This window comes from Amycolatopsis sp. GM8 (assembly GCF_021653975.1).
Classification (GTDB): domain Bacteria; phylum Actinomycetota; class Actinomycetes; order Mycobacteriales; family Pseudonocardiaceae; genus Amycolatopsis_E.
Window position 1 is genome coordinate 258960 of record NZ_JAJKFK010000001.1, and the last position, 15883, is coordinate 274842.

Genomic DNA, 15883 nt, shown 5'->3' on the forward strand with positions numbered 1-15883 from the left:
ACTTGCGAGCCCGATGTCACACCCCACTAGACCTGCTCAGCAACCCGCCCCGCCTGTGAGTTGCACTAAAGTTGACAGCCTGAGTGATCGTCATATACTCCCCCCATCAGTGTCAACTTTAACGCAATTCAAGGCGCACGCGATGGACCTACACGGCAACCATGACCGGCCGAACCAGCCAAAATCGTCGACTCACGCGGGTCAACCACGTATCGCAGAGGGCCGTGCTCGACGGCACGGCGGGGCTTCGCCCCGGAGGTCCTCAACGCTGCGAGGCATCAAGTGCGCCAAGCATGGGCACAGGACAACAGGGGCACCAACGCAGCGCGTTGGACACGAGGAAGGGTGACAGATGGCGGGTCAACTGGAAGGCCAGGTTGCTTTTATCACGGGGGCCGCACGCGGCCAGGGACGCGCGCACTGCGAGCGCTTGGCTGAAGAAGGCTGCGACATTATTGGCGTCGACATCTGCAAGGACGTGCCAACGATCGACTATCCGCTCGGAACTGCCGACGAGCTGGCGCAAACCGTGAAGCTAGTCGAGAAGCGGGGACGGCGAATGGTCGCACAACAGGCCGACGTCCGGGACCCCGAGAACCTGCGTGCGGCGTTCCAGGCCGGTTACGACGTTTTCAAACGCGTGGACATTGCGATCGCCAATGCCGGCGCTATTCGCGTCGGCCCGGAGCTCCAGCCCAACTTGGAGTTTGCTGACGTCACCGACACCATTATCAATGGCGCCTTCCATACCATTCGGGCAGTTCTACCCGAAATGAAACAAGGCGGCCAGGGCGGAAGCATCGTGCTCGTCTCCTCAAGCGCAGCACTGAAGCCGACGGGCAGCGAAGTAGCAGCCCACGTGGCGTACAACGCGGGAAAAATGGCACTGATTGCGATAGCGAAAACTTACGCCGCCATTCTTGGAAAGCACCGGATCCGCGTCAACACCATTCATCCGACCGGCGTCGCAACGGGAATGACGATGAATGCAGCAATGGAAACAGCACTTAACGACGGCAGCGCGCTGGCTACAATGCAAAACGCACTGCCCGTCAAAATGCTCCAAGCCGAGGATGTGGCAAACCGGGTCGCACGGCTTGTATCCGCCGAGGAATATTACAACACCGGCGCGACAATCGAACTCGATGCCGGGTTCAGCGTACTTTGAGCGAAGGCAACCCTTCAATGACTACCCGCATACAGGCGCTTCAAGCCGCACAGGCTCAGCCAGGTACATGTGTCGTCGCGACCGAGAAGATTCGACATGAAGTCATCGCCGGACACTTCCCCGCGGCCAAATTGGTGCGGTACGGCGCCGATTTAGTACGCGAGCGAATCGAGCGAGGCCCGTTCGAACGGCGATCACCGGTCATCATCATGGTCGGTAAAAATGACTATGAGGGTGTATGTGGCGATCCAATCCTGGGTGCGGAACTGGACTTCCTGCTAAAGAATCAAAAAAACCGCGACGTTCGAGTGCGAGTAATGGTAATCGACGACGACCAGGTATGCCCAAATAGCCGTAGCGATTCCGGCAAGTGCGCATAATACCGTCTACGACCGATTCGTGGGATCCATATTGCGACAACGGACCAATCCCAAGCTCGTCACACATCGCAACGGTTCTCGCTCGGGCGGTTGCGGCTCCGCTAGGTCGCTGCCACACGGCGCTGCACAACTGGGAATGTGCAGCAGTGTCGTTCCGAATGCTTTTTTTGGGGGGAGCAATGCTCTTGAGTTCGCCAGCTGAGCGCCAGCCGCGTCCGGCGATGGGCGCGGTACCAGCTACCACACGTCCTAGGCATCAAAATCGGCTACCGGATCAGCGTCGCCAAGCTCCTCGGGCTGACCGGCCCGCATACCCGCACCAAAATCATTGGATCTTGGTCGATTCCCGCCTGCTGCTGCTGGCAGTCGGCGCGCGACTCTTCGATGGTCAATCTTCGCGAACTGCGCTTGATCCGACTGCCCGCGGCATCCTGTTACCTCGTATACGCGAAGTCCTTCGGGAAGGGCGTCCGCTCGCGGACACGGCTTTCCACTCCGGTCGTGCATGGAACTTTCGCGTACTGCCAGTAGTGGGTGCGGCAACCGGCACAGTCATCGCCGCGCAGGCTGTCTACGGGACAAATCTACCTGACCGTCCACTGGTGGGGAGTTGGGAATGGCGCGTCCCACCGCCCGATTCCGGTGAAAATCTTCGGACGTACTGGGGCCGGGACGTGTTCCCATTGTACGGTTTTGACCAGCCCCGAGGAAAAGATGGACCGTACCCTCGGGGGGTGTGGTGGGAAGGCCCACGATTTCTCGATGAAGTCATGGTCGGCTCCTATCGCGCACGTATGCGCGAGCTCATCGCAACTGCCCTTCGCTCGCCCGATGTTCTGCACATCGAGGAATTCGAGGTGCTTCATCAGCGAACCGGGCGCAACATGCCGATGCGAATGATAGGACGCCAAGTCCCTGACGACGCAGGACCAGTGCGATGGTTGCAAGGCGTTACCCACCCGATCAGGCGGCTTACACCGGGGCGCCCACGAGTCCAAAGTCTGGAACTCATCACTGCAGCGTTCGCTAACGCTGGAGACCCGCTCGGTGTCATTGATCCTGAGTACCGACAGATCTGGATGACCTCGAACGACTTCGGACATCAGCTCGGAATAGCTCTACCGGATGATCGCTCATTGGTCGCGATGTGCCACCCGGACGACATGCCGATTCTGCATCAGCTAATCACCGATGGAAGTGCAACACCGGCCAGCAGCCCGATCGGACCGCGCCGTGTGCGCATGCTTGGACGTGACGGCAGTTGGCGCATTATCGACCTCACCGCCAGTGGAGTGCGGCTTGACGGTGAGACCCACGTACTCGCGCGCTTCAGACCCTTCACGTAGGCATGCGCGCACGCCGACTGGAACGCGGTGCACTCGACATCCAACGGATGGCCTCGTGGTCATGAAGTGCCCCGCTTCAACGATCTCGTGACAATGAGGATTCTCGTATGACCAACTGGATCTGGCACTCAGGCGTCTGGCGAATCACCGGCGACCACGCCGTGCACCACGCTCGCGCGTACATACAAGCCGGCCACGGCGGCCGTTACGTAGCTGAGGAGCTCCACGACTCCAGTTGGACAGCCATTCGTTCCGTCCTCTCGACGGCGTGGCGTGACGAACGCAACGACGTAGAGGTCCGCGCGTTGCTCATGTCCGAATTGAACCAAGAAGCCACTCACGTCACGTGGCGTTTGGCGGCCGCAAGTCGGAGCCCTTGGCGTTTCGACATGGAGCCGCCAGCCCGCATACTTGGCCTCACTGAGGTCGCCCCTTGCTCGGATCTCAGTGGTTTGCCACTCATGAATGACGTTCTCGACGGTCGCGAGCTGACTGGTGGCCAAATTGCCTTACGCGCAGAGCAAATCGCATCCGCTATCAACGACAGGCGCCGGACAACGGCCATCATGGTTATCTCGGCAGCCGCACTGCAGAACTTCAACGACGACTCGTTGCTCGTATGGCCAGGACTCCTTTCCACCGTCGTGGTTGATGAGCCAACTCGTAGGGCGATAGCGAACAAACTTTCTCTGCTAGACATTCCACCTGCCGGTGCTCGACTTTTCCCTGCTGCTCGGGATAATTTGCCCAACACCCGGTTCACTGCCAATGAGATCAGCATTGCAGCCCTGCAGGTCGTATTCGCCGACTTACTAATCACCCGACAAAGTACGCAATTACCATCCGACTGGATCACCGATAGAGAATTGCGGCAATGGTGGTATGGCGACCCTTTCGCGCAACCCGCGCCTGTGTACCGCGACCCCACGGTCGAGGCCGAGATCCAACGTGGCCGCTCGGAGATCGTGGCCCGCGATCGACAGTTGCGAGAATTGGAACATCGGCACGCGCTGACGACACACATGCTGAACGCCACAACTGCGCGTGTCCACGACCTTGAAACCGACAACAACAGGCTCAGGGAAACTCTCGCTGCGGAAGGCGACCCACATCGAGGCAAATTCGCGGCGCGCCTAGCTTCGGCCAGCGCCGAGGCGAGACTTGAGTGGGAGCGGGCGGAACGAGCGAGCGAGGAACTTGACTGGATCTATCCTCGTTATGGTCGTGTCACTGGGGCGCTCGCGACACTCCGCCCCCAAGACGCTGTCGAGATCCTTCATGCCATCCCACCAGGCTTCGCATCGTTCCCGGAATTGTTGGCCGCGGCGACGGAACAGTTTTCGCGGCTGCGTGTCACAGCAGCCCCAGAGCCAGCAGCAATGTTGGACCGATACCTTAAAGCCGCCCACTGGCGTGCGAAGGCATGGGCGGCATTGGCTACGCTGCAGGCATACGCCGATGCGAAAGCAGTATCTCTGGACCAGGGCTCGGTCCCGGAACCCGAACTGTCAAACGTCGGATCTTTCATACACACTGATCAGCCTGGAGTGCAGATAAGCCTCCACAACGTGGCACTTAGCGAATCCCCAGGCGTGGCCGATCACGCCGTCCATCACAACGCCCGAATGTTCGTTGTTGATCGTAAGACTGATTCATCTGGCGTTGCCTATTTCTCGGCGCACATCCGGCTCGAAGCTTTCCGTCCACCTGCGCCACGAATGTATTTCTATGACGACGTCACAAGATCCGGCGTCGTATATGTCGGCTACTGCGGACCGCAGCTAAGCGGGTCAGGTGCCTGGGCGCCTTAGGCGACGTCGAGGCGTAAGGACACACGGTGAACGAACGCGTAGCGACGCGGGTCGCCCGCTTGCAGCTGGCGACCAAATCCTTGCGGCAGCGTCGGTCGCTTGCGCCGTCTCTGCGACGGCGGCCAACTGTCGTATGGAATCCCATCATTCGCGCAATCGAGCTGATGAACGGCGTTTGACTGGCGCGTTCGGCCCATAGGTCGTCCGGCTCACCGGTTATCCCGGCGATGTTCGGCCGGCGATCAAACATGCTCCGCGACGCCGTCAATCAGCATGCGCACAGCCGCTCCGCATGGGCTGTCCCGGGCGGCGCAGCTTGTCGCCGCACTCGCCGTGTCTTGATGACTGCGTGTCCGGTTTCGGCGGCTGGCTGCCGCGTGTCGAGCGACCGGGTGCGCAAGGCTTCGTGTCTCGGTTCCGACTCGCGCGCTTGTTGTTGAGCACACGTCGGCAGCACTGGCGGACTGGGGCAGCAATGCATCTCCACGGCGCCAGGCCTTCGCAGTCTCAGTGCCTTGCACTCCTGTGCTGAGCGACCTCCTCGCGCAAGTGGGCGAGCCGAGCGGCTTCCCGTTCCCATCGAGCACGCTCGGGACTGGCGACGTCGGGCGGGCCGAACAGCTCGTCGAACACGGCCTCGGTCATGTGGATCGGCCGACGCCCCAGCTCGGGGTTCCAGAGCGGGTAGGGACGACCACGCCCGTGCGCCTCGATCGCCTCCGCCGGCCATGTCGCGTATTTGAACTCGAGCCGCTGCTTGGCGAAGGGGTGCGGGCGGTTCTTGGTGACGACCGGGTCGAAGAAGAAGGTTGCCGACTCTAGGCTCGGGTCCGGTGCGTCGTCCTCGCTGATCACCCGCCATCGGTCATCGACGTCAGCCCGCCCCATCGCTCGGGGCGCTAGGGTCACCCAGGTGACCGATACCAACCAGCTCGACACGCTGTGGGAAGAATACGAGCCTGAGCGTGCGGTCCCCTCGAGGAGGGTCAGCTGCGAATATCCGGCTCCGGCGCCTCGACGCGCACCCCGGCCGCTGTGGGCAGCTCCGCCGGCAGGCGGCGCCCCATGTACCGCCATAGGTCCGTACCAGTGAACCCGCCCTCAGCCAACACCGCGGCCGTCACCGGCCGGTCCCGCACCGGCAACGCCTCCAACCCAAGTCCGAGCGCCGTCGCGAAGCTGAACGCCTCGATCACCCGGCATCGGCTCAGCACGTTCAACGCGTGCCCCAGCATCGTCTCCACGCGGGCGAGACGCGGCAGGAGTGCTCGCGCGCTGAGAGGTCGGCAGTGGTAGTCCGAGGTGACTGGCTAACCGTCAGCCTCGGCCACCTCGACGATCTGGCGACTCAGGTCCACCACTGCATGTACACGCTCATCGTGCATGTAGGCGTCAGGCTGCATCTTGAGGTGCTGCAGCGTCTGCACAATGACCTCTCGGCCCTCTCGCAGCCAGTCCGTGCTTGATCGCGGTTGCGGCATCATGACTCCCCTTGTCGCATGGGTGTTATCGACGCGCCTCGTCCAACTTCACCAGTTGCTTCGCCAGGCGTATGCCCTCGGCAAGATCTTCTTGGACGATCGGGGCGCCAGCGCCCGTCTTGAGTTCGACTTCGGCACGCATCTGTTCCAGGACATCCCGGCCTTCCGCGAGCCACTCGACGACGGTGCGCGCCTTAGTTGGTGTGGTCATGATCAGCAGTCCTCCGACGAATGAACCGGGCGGAGCGTCCCCTCCGACCCGGCTCGCCAATGGGAACATATGTTCGACGATACGGCAAGGCTCGATGGGATGTCGTCCGCACCATCGCGCCCGGCTCGCCAACCGATCTTCGATCGATCGTGAGTCGACACACTTTGCGTTCTTCGAACGCATGTTCTAACGTCGTGTCCGTGCTGGTCGGAGCCAGGGAAGGGCTCTGACCAGCACATCAGCAAGCGGTGGAGGGTACGACGCTGTGGTTTCGGGGTCGCAGGGTGAGTTCGGGTCAGTGGTCCCTGTCCGGCCGATCGGCTGGCGCGTCGACGGACGGTGTCCCTGGGGGCACGACCTGGGCATCGGTGGGTGCACCACGACTTACTCGCACTTGTATGCCCTGCATGAGAGCTTCTGCGAGGCGTGCAGCGTTGCCGGCCGTCGCGGCGCTTGGGCAGAGGTCGACGTTGGTCGGGAACAGCAGTTCACCTCGGAAACGGCGCCCCATAACGGACTCGTGCTCGTGGCGGTCCCGCCAGCACAGCTCGCCGGACTCGGCCGTATCGAGATCCGGCTCGGTCGTACCGTGCTCGGCGATATCGACCTGTGCCTGTGCCGGGTCGAGCAACGGGCCGTGCTCGAACAGGTCCGGGTCGACGAGCAATACCGGCGCCACGGGTTCGGCACCGTCCTGGTCGCCGCCGCACACGCGCGAGCACCCCGCTACCAGTGGTCCACCACCGTCGTCAGAGGCGAGCAGGCGCGGGCGTTCTGGGCAGCCGTATCACCGCCGTTCCCGCTCGGGGAACCACACTGGTGCACCCACATGCACATCGCCGCAGGTCGAACACCCGACGGCCAGTAGAACGGCCAGCCCGCTCAGTCGTTCGGGGCACTAGGGTTGCCCGGGTGACCGATACCAACCAGCTCGACGCGCTGTGGGAAGAATACGACCGCGCACTTATCGCGTTCACTCACTCCGCCAGCTACTCGGGGGACCCGGACCAAGTCCGCAGCGACCGGGAGTGGTGGAACGAAGCGAAGGGGCCACTACGGGATGCCGGTCAGCAACCGATCCTGGAGGAAGACCAGGCGGTCGCCAAGTACGGGTGGGCGCACTACAACAAGCCCTACCTGCGGGAACAGCTCCGGCAGATGCGGGCCTGCCGACGCGCAGCGCCGTAGCTGAACCTCCGCGTGCTCTTCTCGGGCGACTGGCCACCGTAGGGTGGCGGGCATGACCGATGAGGAGATCGCGGCCGCGCTGGACGAGATCGACGAGATTGCCCACGGGGACACGATGGGTGCGGGGATGCTGGCGTTGGAGGGGCTGTGGAGTCGCGTCGGTCGTGACCGGGTCGAGCGGGTACAGGCCGGGCGTACACAGCGGTTGCGGGAGCACGCGCGGCGCGAGCTGGACGAGTACGGCGCAGCCGGACTTCCGCTGCACGATGACACCGTGCCTGAGGCGCTGCGGGAACGGTTATGGAAAGCCCTGGAGACCGGCCGGGTCCGTCGCGAGGCCGACCGAGGGACAGGCCGGGTCCGTGAACGCACGGGCATCATGCTGACCGAGGCGACGGTGGCAGACATCCCATGGTGGGGCGTGACCTGCTTTCACGGCATGTACCCCGCCCACACCTACGCCTTTCCCGCCGAAGTAGACGCGGTAGCACGCTAAGAGCTGCTCGAACAGCGACTCAACAACGACCAGCACCTGCACGAGCTTGACCAGCCGTAAAGAAACAGATGCAGGCGTTCAAAATGGCCACAAACACCCAATCCACGCCCAAACGGGGCGTATATCACGAGAAACCGCAGTCCAGAGCCCGTTCGTAAGGGTGATGTCGCCGCTACGGCGGCCGACGGTGTGGACGCGATGCCCCAGTCGGGCCAGGAACTCGCGAAAGCTGGCGCATCCGTAGTTGACGTCGTCGAAGGGGGATCCAGGGTCACCATGTTCGACCGCACTGCCGACGCGGTCATGATCGCCGACGCCGATCACGGGGACTGCCGTGCCCGAGCTGCACCAGGTCGACCTGGGTCCGCCGACAACCATGTCACTCCTAAGTGCTTTGATCTAATCAAATCCGATATGATCGTGCACGTCGCTGGTCGACTAGCCAGCCGCGCCGCGACGAAAAGGGTGCGTACGCATCAACCCGTTGCGACAGCGCGACAACGATCAACGTGGACCGAGCTTCACGCCGGCGAAGGGATGGACATCGAAGCCTCAAACCCCCAATCGCACCGTGCACCCAACGACGCGGGCCCGCGTGACGAAACCGGCATCCCTGTATCGACCGAGTTTGCGGACTCGCACGGCAATTACACAGCACCCAGAGCCGCGCGCACTATTCGATGCCTCTACCCGCTCTCGGCACCATTTTGTGTCAACCATGAATGCAAATCCCAGTCTCTAAGTGTCACACGACTGGACCGAAACAGAAGGACTCTCACAGGATGGCAATTCGGTGGACAGAAATTTCCGAGGGGCGCCCACCTCATGAGGTCGCCGTGGACGCGGTCGCCCGTGCCTACAACGACTTAGGCGCTCGGGCGGGATGCGCGGCATTGAACTGGACGATGTCCGTGTTCAACCACCAGTGTGGGAGCCTGTTGAATCCCGGCGCACGACTGCGGATCGCGGGCCGGATCCCCGATAACCTCGCCGATACCCAGGGCGAACTAGAACGATGGTCCAACCTTCTGCACGTGCGCCAACTGTTTGATCTTTCGCCGATCCACTCCACTGGCGCCCTTGATATCGACACGCACCTATTTGACGGCAAATTCGAGATTCAGCTACATCCGCCAATACGCGCGTCTCATTGAAGGCGTTTGACGTCAACATTGAGGGTAGACTTGATCGGCGCTGAATGAGTTTGACGCCGCCCGATAGGGTGAAGCTGAGCTCAAGAGCTTTCTCCAAAGGCAGATTAAGCATCTAGGACGGGAGGCCAACATGATACAATATCGTTCCGGAGTCGCGTCGTCGTGTTCTATCGCTCCAGGAGTAGTCGTACCCAACACCACCGCCCGACTTCCCAGCGTCCGCTCGGTACGCAGCATTCACCTGGGCACGTTAATCGTGACACGGGCCGTCGTGCGATTTGCCTACGGCTTGGGGCGGCGGCAAACGGTTGACATTGCTGTCCCGTCGATCAACTCGGTGGAGTTCCGGCGCGGCGTGCTACGTCCGAAACGGGGATGGTTTAGCGTCCGCACGGACGGACGGACATTCGAGTTCTGGGTGACTGCTGCGGCCGCACAGCAGGCGGGCGCCTGTTTACCGATGGCATTTTGATTTCCTCACCGCCCGGCCCTCGCGGTTCTCGCTGTGTCCGGGCCGGTCGCATCACGCAGTCGTGACGCTGCTCCATGCTGGGTGCGTCGTCGCCGGCGAACGGCACGTCCAGCCCGCGGAACCTGTCGCTTGTGAACTGCGCAAAGATCGGCCAGTACGTTGCCGATCTCGACTGCGGCGTCGAGATCCAACTGCCTGGCCTACGCCTTCTTGTGAAAGTCGCCGCGACAAAGCTGCGCCACCCACGGGACGTCGGCGGAAAGCGGTGCGTGTCCGACGCCCACGTACTGGAACCTCGCGACGAGGCCCTCGCCGTCCTGGTGCGATGGCTGCCCGGCGAGTTGGCCAGCATCCACGATGACGGCGCACGCCGCTTGGTGGCGTCGTTCGCCCGCCGACGGCACCGAGCCGGGGACGTTAAGCACGCTGCCCTGCCGAACCAGCAACCCAGAAGCACTAACTGGGGAAGAGCCATTATTCGAACCGTGCGCAATTCCCCCGAGGCGTCACGCGGCGGGACTCGGCAGCCGGAGAACGAGCAAGTCGCCAGGCTCAGGATTCGGGGAATGCGTACGACTTCGGCACGCCGAGCAGGCGCTCGGCCTGACGGTTCTTCTCGTTGAGGTGCTGCTCGAATCGCGCGATCCCCATGTAGACGATCCCGGCCGCGGCCATGTTCGACGCGTGGAAGTGCAGCTGGCCGACCGTCGGTAGCCTGATGTCGGCGAGATCGGTCCCGGTGGTGTCGGCCTCGGCGGTGGCCGCAGTGAACGCCTTCTGGTGCTCGGGGGGCGTCAGGTTCGCGCGCCGCGCGGTTTCCGCGATCAGGGCTGGCTCGCGCTCGGGATCGTGGAGGAGTTCGTGGTGCCACTTGCCGACTTCGTCGAAGAACCTCGGGAGGATGATCTTCATGTCGACGAGTTCCAAGCGGGTCGGCTCGGTCGTCAGCTTCACGATGTCCTCGCGCCAGCCCCGCGCGTAGGCGCGAACCAGGTCGACGCACCACCACATTGGCCGGTATTCGGAGGGATCACCGAGGTTCTTCCGGGGCACGATCCGCCTGTCCCATTCCCCGCGCGGGCAATCCTGATCAGTCATCCGCTTCAGCATGCCAGGCGGGCGTACCCCTCGAGCAACGAAGCCAGGACGTCGGCGTGCCGCACCGCGGCCCTGGCGACGTCGCACGCACCGATGCCACTCAGCAGCGTCTACCTGCGGCGTCTGACGTACGCCGGTGCCTCGCCCCGGCGGATCTCCTCGGGACTGCGCCGAACGATTTCGTGTTCTTGCCAGTACCTTTGCCCGGAGTCGAGCCCTTCGCCCGCCGCAGCGACGTCCTGGCGCTGCTCGGCCTCAACGGGCGCCGAGGGCGACTGTTCTTCCGGCTCGTCCATGAACCGCACTCTAATTCAGGGTCGCCCTGGCTCCGCGCGCGACGAGATCGCGGTCACCGAAGCGGCAGGAACCACGACGCGCGGCTCTCCTGCCATCATCGCCTGGTGATGGAGTACTTCGCCCTCGCCGCGAAGCCGGCTGGCGTTGATCCGGACACCGTTGACGCCGCGCTCCGCCGAGCGTGGAACGCGTGCGCCGGCGTGGCCTGCCCAAAGTGCGGGGTCCCAGCCTGGCAGTGCTGCCGGAACTGGACGGCGGGGTCCTGGCAGATCACCCGGTTTCACCGTCCCCGCCAGGATGCAGCAGGAGTTCCGGAGATCCTGACCCCGGTAGGGGTACGCGGGCTCGCGTGGGCGAAAGGGGAAATGCGGGTTCTCGTGGAAGGACCCCCGCGTTCCGACGGTGTAAATGGACCCAGGCCGCTGTGAACGAGAAAGATCACGCCTTGCCCAGGGACAGGTCCTGGGCGGTGGGTGTCCCCTGCGCCGACTGGCGCCGGGGACGTGCCCGGTGCGGCCCGCGCCCGCCGTACCGGGTCTACCTGTTCCGCCGGGCGGTCTTCTGCGCCCCGTCGATCAGGTTGATCACACCCATGACCAGCAGGACGATGCCGATCACGAGCCACCAAGATCCCAAGGTGAGGTAGGTGACGATCAGCCCGATCGCGCCGAAGATTCCGCCGGCGACCAAGCCGTCGTCGACGGGTGGCTTCGCCGCGTGGGCCCGGCGGGCGGCTTCCTCCTCAGCGGCGAGGTTGTCCCGGCGGCGTTTGAGGACGTCCTCGTAGTCCAGCAGTTTCTGTACGTCGTCGTTGATGCGAGCTTGCAGTCTGGTGTGCCCGTCGGAGCCGGGCTTGAGCGCGGTCAGCAGCTCGCGGTCCTTCTCGATCTTGTTTTTCCGCGTCGTGTCCGGCGGCGCGGGTCATCTGCGCGGCATGTGCGCGGCGGAGGACGCTGGGCCGAGCGTGGAACCAGCCGTCTGCCAGGGTGTCGAGCGCCACGAGGAGTCCGAGGTCTTCCGAGACGGGCAGGGCCATCCAGCCGCCGAGGGCGACCAATAGATCCCGTCTGACGGCCAAGGTCGAGGGATGCACCGCGAGATCGTGGGTGTCCGCCCAGCTGGTGGTGACCGAGCCGGCTGGCAGCCGACCTGAATGTGGATCGTGGCTCCACCCCCTCGTCGAGCCGTCGGGGAGCAGGTCGATAACTGGTCCGGTGGTCCACCCGATCGCGGGCTCGCTGGCGAGTACCTGAATGGCATCGGCAAGAGCGTTGGGGGTCAACTGATCGTCAGCGTCGAGGTTGTGGACCACCGATCCGCCGGCGCGGGCCAACGCAGTCGTGCGTGCCACGGCAGGTCCGCCGCGACGATTGCGACCTAGGCACACCCGTCGATCGTCCCGGATTGCAGACGGTATTTCGGGTCCGCCGGTGAGGCAGTCGATCTGGAGCAACCATTGCCACTCGACCCCTGGCGGCAGCGTTTGGGCCTGCAACGAGGCGAAGGCCGCCAGGAGATGATCAGGGTCAGCCTGCTCGGCGACCGGTGTGATGACGCTGATCAGATCTATCACCGGTTGTGCCTTTGTCTTCGGACCGTGAGAGCATCCTGTCAAGCTTGAAACGCGCCACGGCGTACAGCGCGGTGACGAGCGCGGCGAAGGCGACGCACGCAAACATCAGGAGCAGCCACTCCACCGGACCGACTTCCCGCATGACGCACAGGGTAACTGCCGCCACCGTCGTGCGGGATCACCGCCACGTGTCAAATGCTCGTGCCGGACTACACCAGGTCGATACCGAGGACCCGGACGCGGCCACGGTGACGACGTGACGTTCCCGCGAGTCGGGTCGGCAACCACCGAATGAACCGAGCCATCAGGCTGACCGTGCCCTGCGGCGAGCCGGTCCGCAGCCGTGTTCGCCTTACGTGGTTGCCAGCGCACGGGTCCATCCGTTCGAGAAATTGGTGACCACGAAGCGATCCTGGCGGAAGGTCCCGGCCATCTGCTCGATGACCGGGGTCATCTCGGCTGGCGCCTCTACCACCGCGCCGACCTCGTCGTACCACTGAACATCCCCGCCGACCAGCCTGGCCGACACCAACCGCGCGGCGCGGCAGCGCCAGCAGGTGCCGCGCTCGGCCAGGTGCTGCTCGACCTCGGTCAGCGAGTGCTGCGGCGCGCCCGGCTCGAAGCCTTCGCGCAGCCCGAGCCCGACCAGGATGCCGTCGCGCGGCGAATGGGCCGAGGCGACCGGCCAGCCCGTCTCCGCGGTGAGCCGCGTGGCCAGCGTTTCGTACTCTCGGACCTCGGGAGTGCCGTGGGTGCGACTCGGGTCACGCACGAGCAGCAACTCGTCGACCGGGTCGCCGTCGCCGCCGAACTGGAACGCGGTGATCGGCATGCCGGTGTGCGCGGTCAGGTCCTTGAGCAGGCCGCACACCGTTTCGAACGGGGTTGCGGGCAGCAGTACGCGGGCACTCCAGGCGCCGTTCGCGTGGGCGATTTCGGTGTAGGTCATCGTGGTCATCGTGGCTACCGTCAGTTCGTGCGTTGGAGGTCGGGGCGCTGCGGATTGAGGGCCGCCAGCATGTCGCTGAAACCCGCGACGGGCTGGTCCTTGCGCCTTTTTCCTGTCGCGAGGTTTATGCGGGCAAACGCTGTGTCCGGGTCCAAGATGTCGCTGCTCGCAGCGATCGGGCACGGGCAGGCTCGCACCGCCGTGTGTCTCGCATCGGATCGTCGATAGTGTGCGGCAAGTCACAATCGGGCGCGACGGACATGCTCAACACCCGCTCCTTCCGCGTGCCCTTGACGTCTACCTGCGGCGCCTGACGTACGCCGGTGCCTCGCCCCGGCGAACCTCATCGGGGTTGCGCCGAACGATTTCGTGCTCCTGCCAGTACTGCCGCCCAGCGGTGGACTCGTCGCCAGCCGCCGCGGCGCCGTCCCGGTGCTGTCCGCCTTCAACCGGGTTGCGGGTGCTTGTTCTTCCGACTCGTCCATGCACCGCACCCTAATTCAGGATCGCTCCGCGCCGATGAGCCCGATCTGCCTCTTCCGCAGCGAGACGCTGGGAAATGTTCGCGGAGTGGCGCAGCCTCGGGCTCAGCTGAACATGCCAGCCGACGAGTTCGGTCATCCCGTCGCGTTTGCGCGTGGGTTCCGCGATTCTGGTTGCCCGAATCGGCTGAACCCGCGCGGGTTCGCGGAGTCAGGCGACAGTCGCGGCTGGGTTCGCGAGCAGCACGGCGGTGATCGCGCCGAGGGTCGCCCAGTCCACCAGCGGGCGTTCGAGGAGATCGCCGTAGCGGTGGATTTCGACGTAGGTGCGTTCGGTGTCGTCGGCGACGCCGTGAGCGTTCGCGTCGGTACGGGCGTGTTGCAGTTCGTCGCGGGTGAGTTCGATGGCGAACACGTGTTGCTGGTGCCCGGACAAGGTGGCGGCTGGCTGGCGGGCTTGGTGGACGTGGATGCGGTCGGCAGTGACCTTGATACCGGTCTCCTCGGCGAGTTCGGCGACGGCCTGCTCGATCGGTGAGGCGGGTTTGAATCCTGAGCCGCCCGGCAGTTCCCGCACGAATCCGTCGGCGGTGGTGGCCGGTGATCGAAACTCGCGGACGATGACGACCTCGGTGTCGGCGAGCTCGGGTGCGCGGTGGTAGGCGACGACCGTGGAGATGTCGGGTCGGGACAGCACCACCTCGTTGGCCTTCTCGCGCTGTTCGGCGGCGACCCAGACGACGGCGTGGAACGCCCAGAACAGCACGATGCGTCGCTGGGGTCCAACGCGGAAGGTCCATTCCAGTCGGCCGGACCGAAGTTTGTTGCCGGCGCGTTCCTGGGCGGTCAGCCAGTTCTGGAAGGAGCCGGTGCGCCAGAGCAGCAATGGGACGTGGCGGTGGCCGTCGGCGCGGCGGGCGCCGACGCCGATGTGGTCGAGTGCCAGTGCGACCGTATTGGCGAGGTCGTCGGCGAGCGGGATGCCGGCTTCGGTGGCGTAGTCGCGCTGGTAGTTCACGTGCTCGGCATCGGGCGGGGTGCCGAGCACGACGCGACCGGAGTCCTTCCAGCGCCCAAATTCGTCGTTGGTGGTGTGGCCGGGCAGGCCGGGGCCTCGCGGAATCCAGAACAGCACGACGTCGGCGCGGTCGCCCCAGCGCAGTTCCCAGGTTCGGTTGTCGTCGTAGTCGGGCCAGCGTTCGCCGTTTCGCGGTTCGGGAACGAACACGACCAGATCGCCCTCCACGCGCCATTGGCTGGTGATTTCGGCGATGGCCTTGGGACGCCAGCCGTCCACGTCCTCGGTGCGCGGCGTGGGGCCGCAGAGGAAGATGCTGGCTTCATAGCCTTCCGGTGGTTCTTCGCCGGCGTGAACGAGAATGACGTTGCTGGGCAAGGGTTTCTACCTCCTGATGTTGGTGCTTTTGCCGGGGTGGGCGGTAGTGATGATGTAGTTCATCGGACGGGTCGCATAGGTGCAACATCGCGCTGCACGACAACCTCGCCCCGGACCATGTCGCCGTGCACAGCGCGCGGGCGCGGAAGAAGCTTCTCGCCGACCCCGCCCTCCGCGGCTACCGACCGGGGGCACCTTCCGGACCCGTACTACCGGATCTTCGGTCTCTTCGAGTTGGGGACCCGCGGCGACCTCGTCGGTTGATCGCGCGGCAGCCGCGGGCGTGCAACCCCGGTGAGTATCGGTGCGGGTCGAGGTCGCGTTGGAGTTCGAGGAACCGCGGCGGCATGGTCGCCGCGGTGTGCGTCCCGTCGTTGGGGT

Annotated in this window: 17 protein-coding genes; 7 read left to right on the top strand and 10 right to left on the bottom strand. The window is 64.2% G+C overall.

All coding sequences use genetic code 11. The annotated features are described in order from the left end of the window. Window positions 1–352: 352 nt before the first annotated feature. The 3 genes from LOZ83_RS01240 to LOZ83_RS01250 all read left to right on the top strand — a co-directional run bounded on the left by LOZ83_RS01240 (window position 353) and on the right by LOZ83_RS01250 (window position 4705). Entirely contained in the window at window positions 353–1168 is an 816-nt protein-coding gene (locus tag LOZ83_RS01240) for an SDR family mycofactocin-dependent oxidoreductase (protein WP_236787962.1), read from the top strand. 1114 nt (window positions 1169–2282) lie between these two features. Then, complete coding sequence (locus tag LOZ83_RS01245) at window positions 2283–2894, top strand: hypothetical protein (RefSeq protein WP_236787964.1); 612 nt, start codon at window positions 2283–2285, stop codon at window positions 2892–2894. 461 nt (window positions 2895–3355) lie between these two features. Beyond that, window positions 3356–4705 carry a hypothetical protein gene (locus LOZ83_RS01250; protein WP_236787967.1) on the top strand — a complete coding sequence of 450 codons (1350 nt, stop codon included), beginning with the start codon at window positions 3356–3358 and terminating at the stop codon, window positions 4703–4705. A 507-nt stretch (window positions 4706–5212) separates the two neighbouring features. Here LOZ83_RS01250 and LOZ83_RS01255 read toward each other — a convergent pair. The 3 genes from LOZ83_RS01255 to LOZ83_RS01265 all read right to left on the bottom strand — a co-directional run bounded on the left by LOZ83_RS01255 (window position 5213) and on the right by LOZ83_RS01265 (window position 6397). Beyond that, on the bottom strand, window positions 5213–5560 hold the full coding sequence (locus LOZ83_RS01255; protein WP_236787969.1) for a hypothetical protein: 348 nt from the start codon (window positions 5558–5560) through the stop codon (window positions 5213–5215). 131 nt (window positions 5561–5691) lie between these two features. Next, window positions 5692–5949 carry a hypothetical protein gene (locus LOZ83_RS01260; RefSeq protein WP_236787971.1) on the bottom strand — a complete coding sequence of 86 codons (258 nt, stop codon included), beginning with the start codon at window positions 5947–5949 and terminating at the stop codon, window positions 5692–5694. A gap of 262 nt (window positions 5950–6211) precedes the next feature. Next, window positions 6212–6397 (bottom strand): hypothetical protein, encoded by a 186-nt coding sequence (locus LOZ83_RS01265; protein ID WP_236787973.1) that lies wholly within the window; start codon window positions 6395–6397, stop codon window positions 6212–6214. Between the two features lie 526 nt (window positions 6398–6923). Here LOZ83_RS01265 and LOZ83_RS01270 point away from each other — a divergent pair. The 4 genes from LOZ83_RS01270 to LOZ83_RS01285 all read left to right on the top strand — a co-directional run bounded on the left by LOZ83_RS01270 (window position 6924) and on the right by LOZ83_RS01285 (window position 9235). Then, window positions 6924–7265: a GNAT family N-acetyltransferase gene (locus LOZ83_RS01270; RefSeq protein ID WP_236787975.1), complete on the top strand. Its 342-nt coding sequence runs from the start codon at window positions 6924–6926 to the stop codon at window positions 7263–7265. Between the two features lie 44 nt (window positions 7266–7309). Then, entirely contained in the window at window positions 7310–7585 is a 276-nt protein-coding gene (locus tag LOZ83_RS01275) for a hypothetical protein (RefSeq protein ID WP_236787977.1), read from the top strand. A 52-nt stretch (window positions 7586–7637) separates the two neighbouring features. Beyond that, the gene (locus LOZ83_RS01280) at window positions 7638–8081 is read left to right on the top strand and encodes a hypothetical protein (RefSeq protein ID WP_236787979.1); all 444 of its coding nucleotides are present in this window, start codon (window positions 7638–7640) and stop codon (window positions 8079–8081) included. A gap of 836 nt (window positions 8082–8917) precedes the next feature. Then, on the top strand, window positions 8918–9235 hold the full coding sequence (locus LOZ83_RS01285) for a hypothetical protein (RefSeq protein ID WP_236787981.1): 318 nt from the start codon (window positions 8918–8920) through the stop codon (window positions 9233–9235). A gap of 1024 nt (window positions 9236–10259) precedes the next feature. Here the strand turns inward: LOZ83_RS01285 and LOZ83_RS01290 are convergent. From LOZ83_RS01290 to LOZ83_RS01315, 7 genes are all read right to left on the bottom strand, one after another. After that, window positions 10260–10805, bottom strand: coding sequence for a hypothetical protein (locus LOZ83_RS01290; RefSeq protein ID WP_236787983.1), 546 nt, complete (start codon window positions 10803–10805; stop codon window positions 10260–10262). 110 nt (window positions 10806–10915) lie between these two features. After that, entirely contained in the window at window positions 10916–11101 is a 186-nt protein-coding gene (locus LOZ83_RS01295; RefSeq protein WP_236787985.1) for a hypothetical protein, read from the bottom strand. A 538-nt stretch (window positions 11102–11639) separates the two neighbouring features. After that, the gene (locus LOZ83_RS01300; RefSeq protein ID WP_236787987.1) at window positions 11640–11792 is read right to left on the bottom strand and encodes a peptidase; all 153 of its coding nucleotides are present in this window, start codon (window positions 11790–11792) and stop codon (window positions 11640–11642) included. Window positions 11793–11844: 52 nt separating this feature from the next. Next, on the bottom strand, window positions 11845–12675 hold the full coding sequence (locus LOZ83_RS40690; protein ID WP_374202604.1) for a glycosyltransferase: 831 nt from the start codon (window positions 12673–12675) through the stop codon (window positions 11845–11847). Beyond that, entirely contained in the window at window positions 12629–12817 is a 189-nt protein-coding gene (locus LOZ83_RS01305) for a hypothetical protein (RefSeq protein WP_236787989.1), read from the bottom strand. Before LOZ83_RS01305 ends, LOZ83_RS40690 begins: the two co-directional genes overlap by 47 nt. Window positions 12818–13027: 210 nt before the next feature. Continuing rightward, window positions 13028–13624 (bottom strand): hypothetical protein, encoded by a 597-nt coding sequence (locus LOZ83_RS01310; RefSeq protein WP_236787991.1) that lies wholly within the window; start codon window positions 13622–13624, stop codon window positions 13028–13030. A gap of 693 nt (window positions 13625–14317) precedes the next feature. Next, window positions 14318–15502, bottom strand: coding sequence for a nucleoside 2-deoxyribosyltransferase domain-containing protein (locus LOZ83_RS01315; RefSeq protein WP_236787992.1), 1185 nt, complete (start codon window positions 15500–15502; stop codon window positions 14318–14320). Between the last annotated feature and the right edge of the window lie 381 nt (window positions 15503–15883).

Excerpts from the sequence above, each read along its gene's own strand:
- LOZ83_RS01240 (WP_236787962.1), top strand. The coding sequence starts at position 353 with ATGGCGGGTCAACTGGAAGGCCAGGTTGCTTTTATCACGGGGGCCGCA.
- LOZ83_RS01250 (WP_236787967.1), top strand. The coding sequence starts at position 3,356 with ATGAATGACGTTCTCGACGGTCGCGAGCTGACTGGTGGCCAAATTGCC.
- LOZ83_RS01265 (WP_236787973.1), bottom strand. The coding sequence starts at position 6,397 with ATGACCACACCAACTAAGGCGCGCACCGTCGTCGAGTGGCTCGCGGAA.
- LOZ83_RS01280 (WP_236787979.1), top strand. The coding sequence starts at position 7,638 with ATGACCGATGAGGAGATCGCGGCCGCGCTGGACGAGATCGACGAGATT.
- LOZ83_RS01290 (WP_236787983.1), bottom strand. The coding sequence starts at position 10,805 with ATGACTGATCAGGATTGCCCGCGCGGGGAATGGGACAGGCGGATCGTG.
- LOZ83_RS01295 (WP_236787985.1), bottom strand. The coding sequence starts at position 11,101 with ATGGACGAGCCGGAAGAACAGTCGCCCTCGGCGCCCGTTGAGGCCGAG.
- LOZ83_RS01305 (WP_236787989.1), bottom strand. The coding sequence starts at position 12,817 with ATGCGGGAAGTCGGTCCGGTGGAGTGGCTGCTCCTGATGTTTGCGTGC.
- LOZ83_RS01310 (WP_236787991.1), bottom strand. The coding sequence starts at position 13,624 with ATGACCTACACCGAAATCGCCCACGCGAACGGCGCCTGGAGTGCCCGC.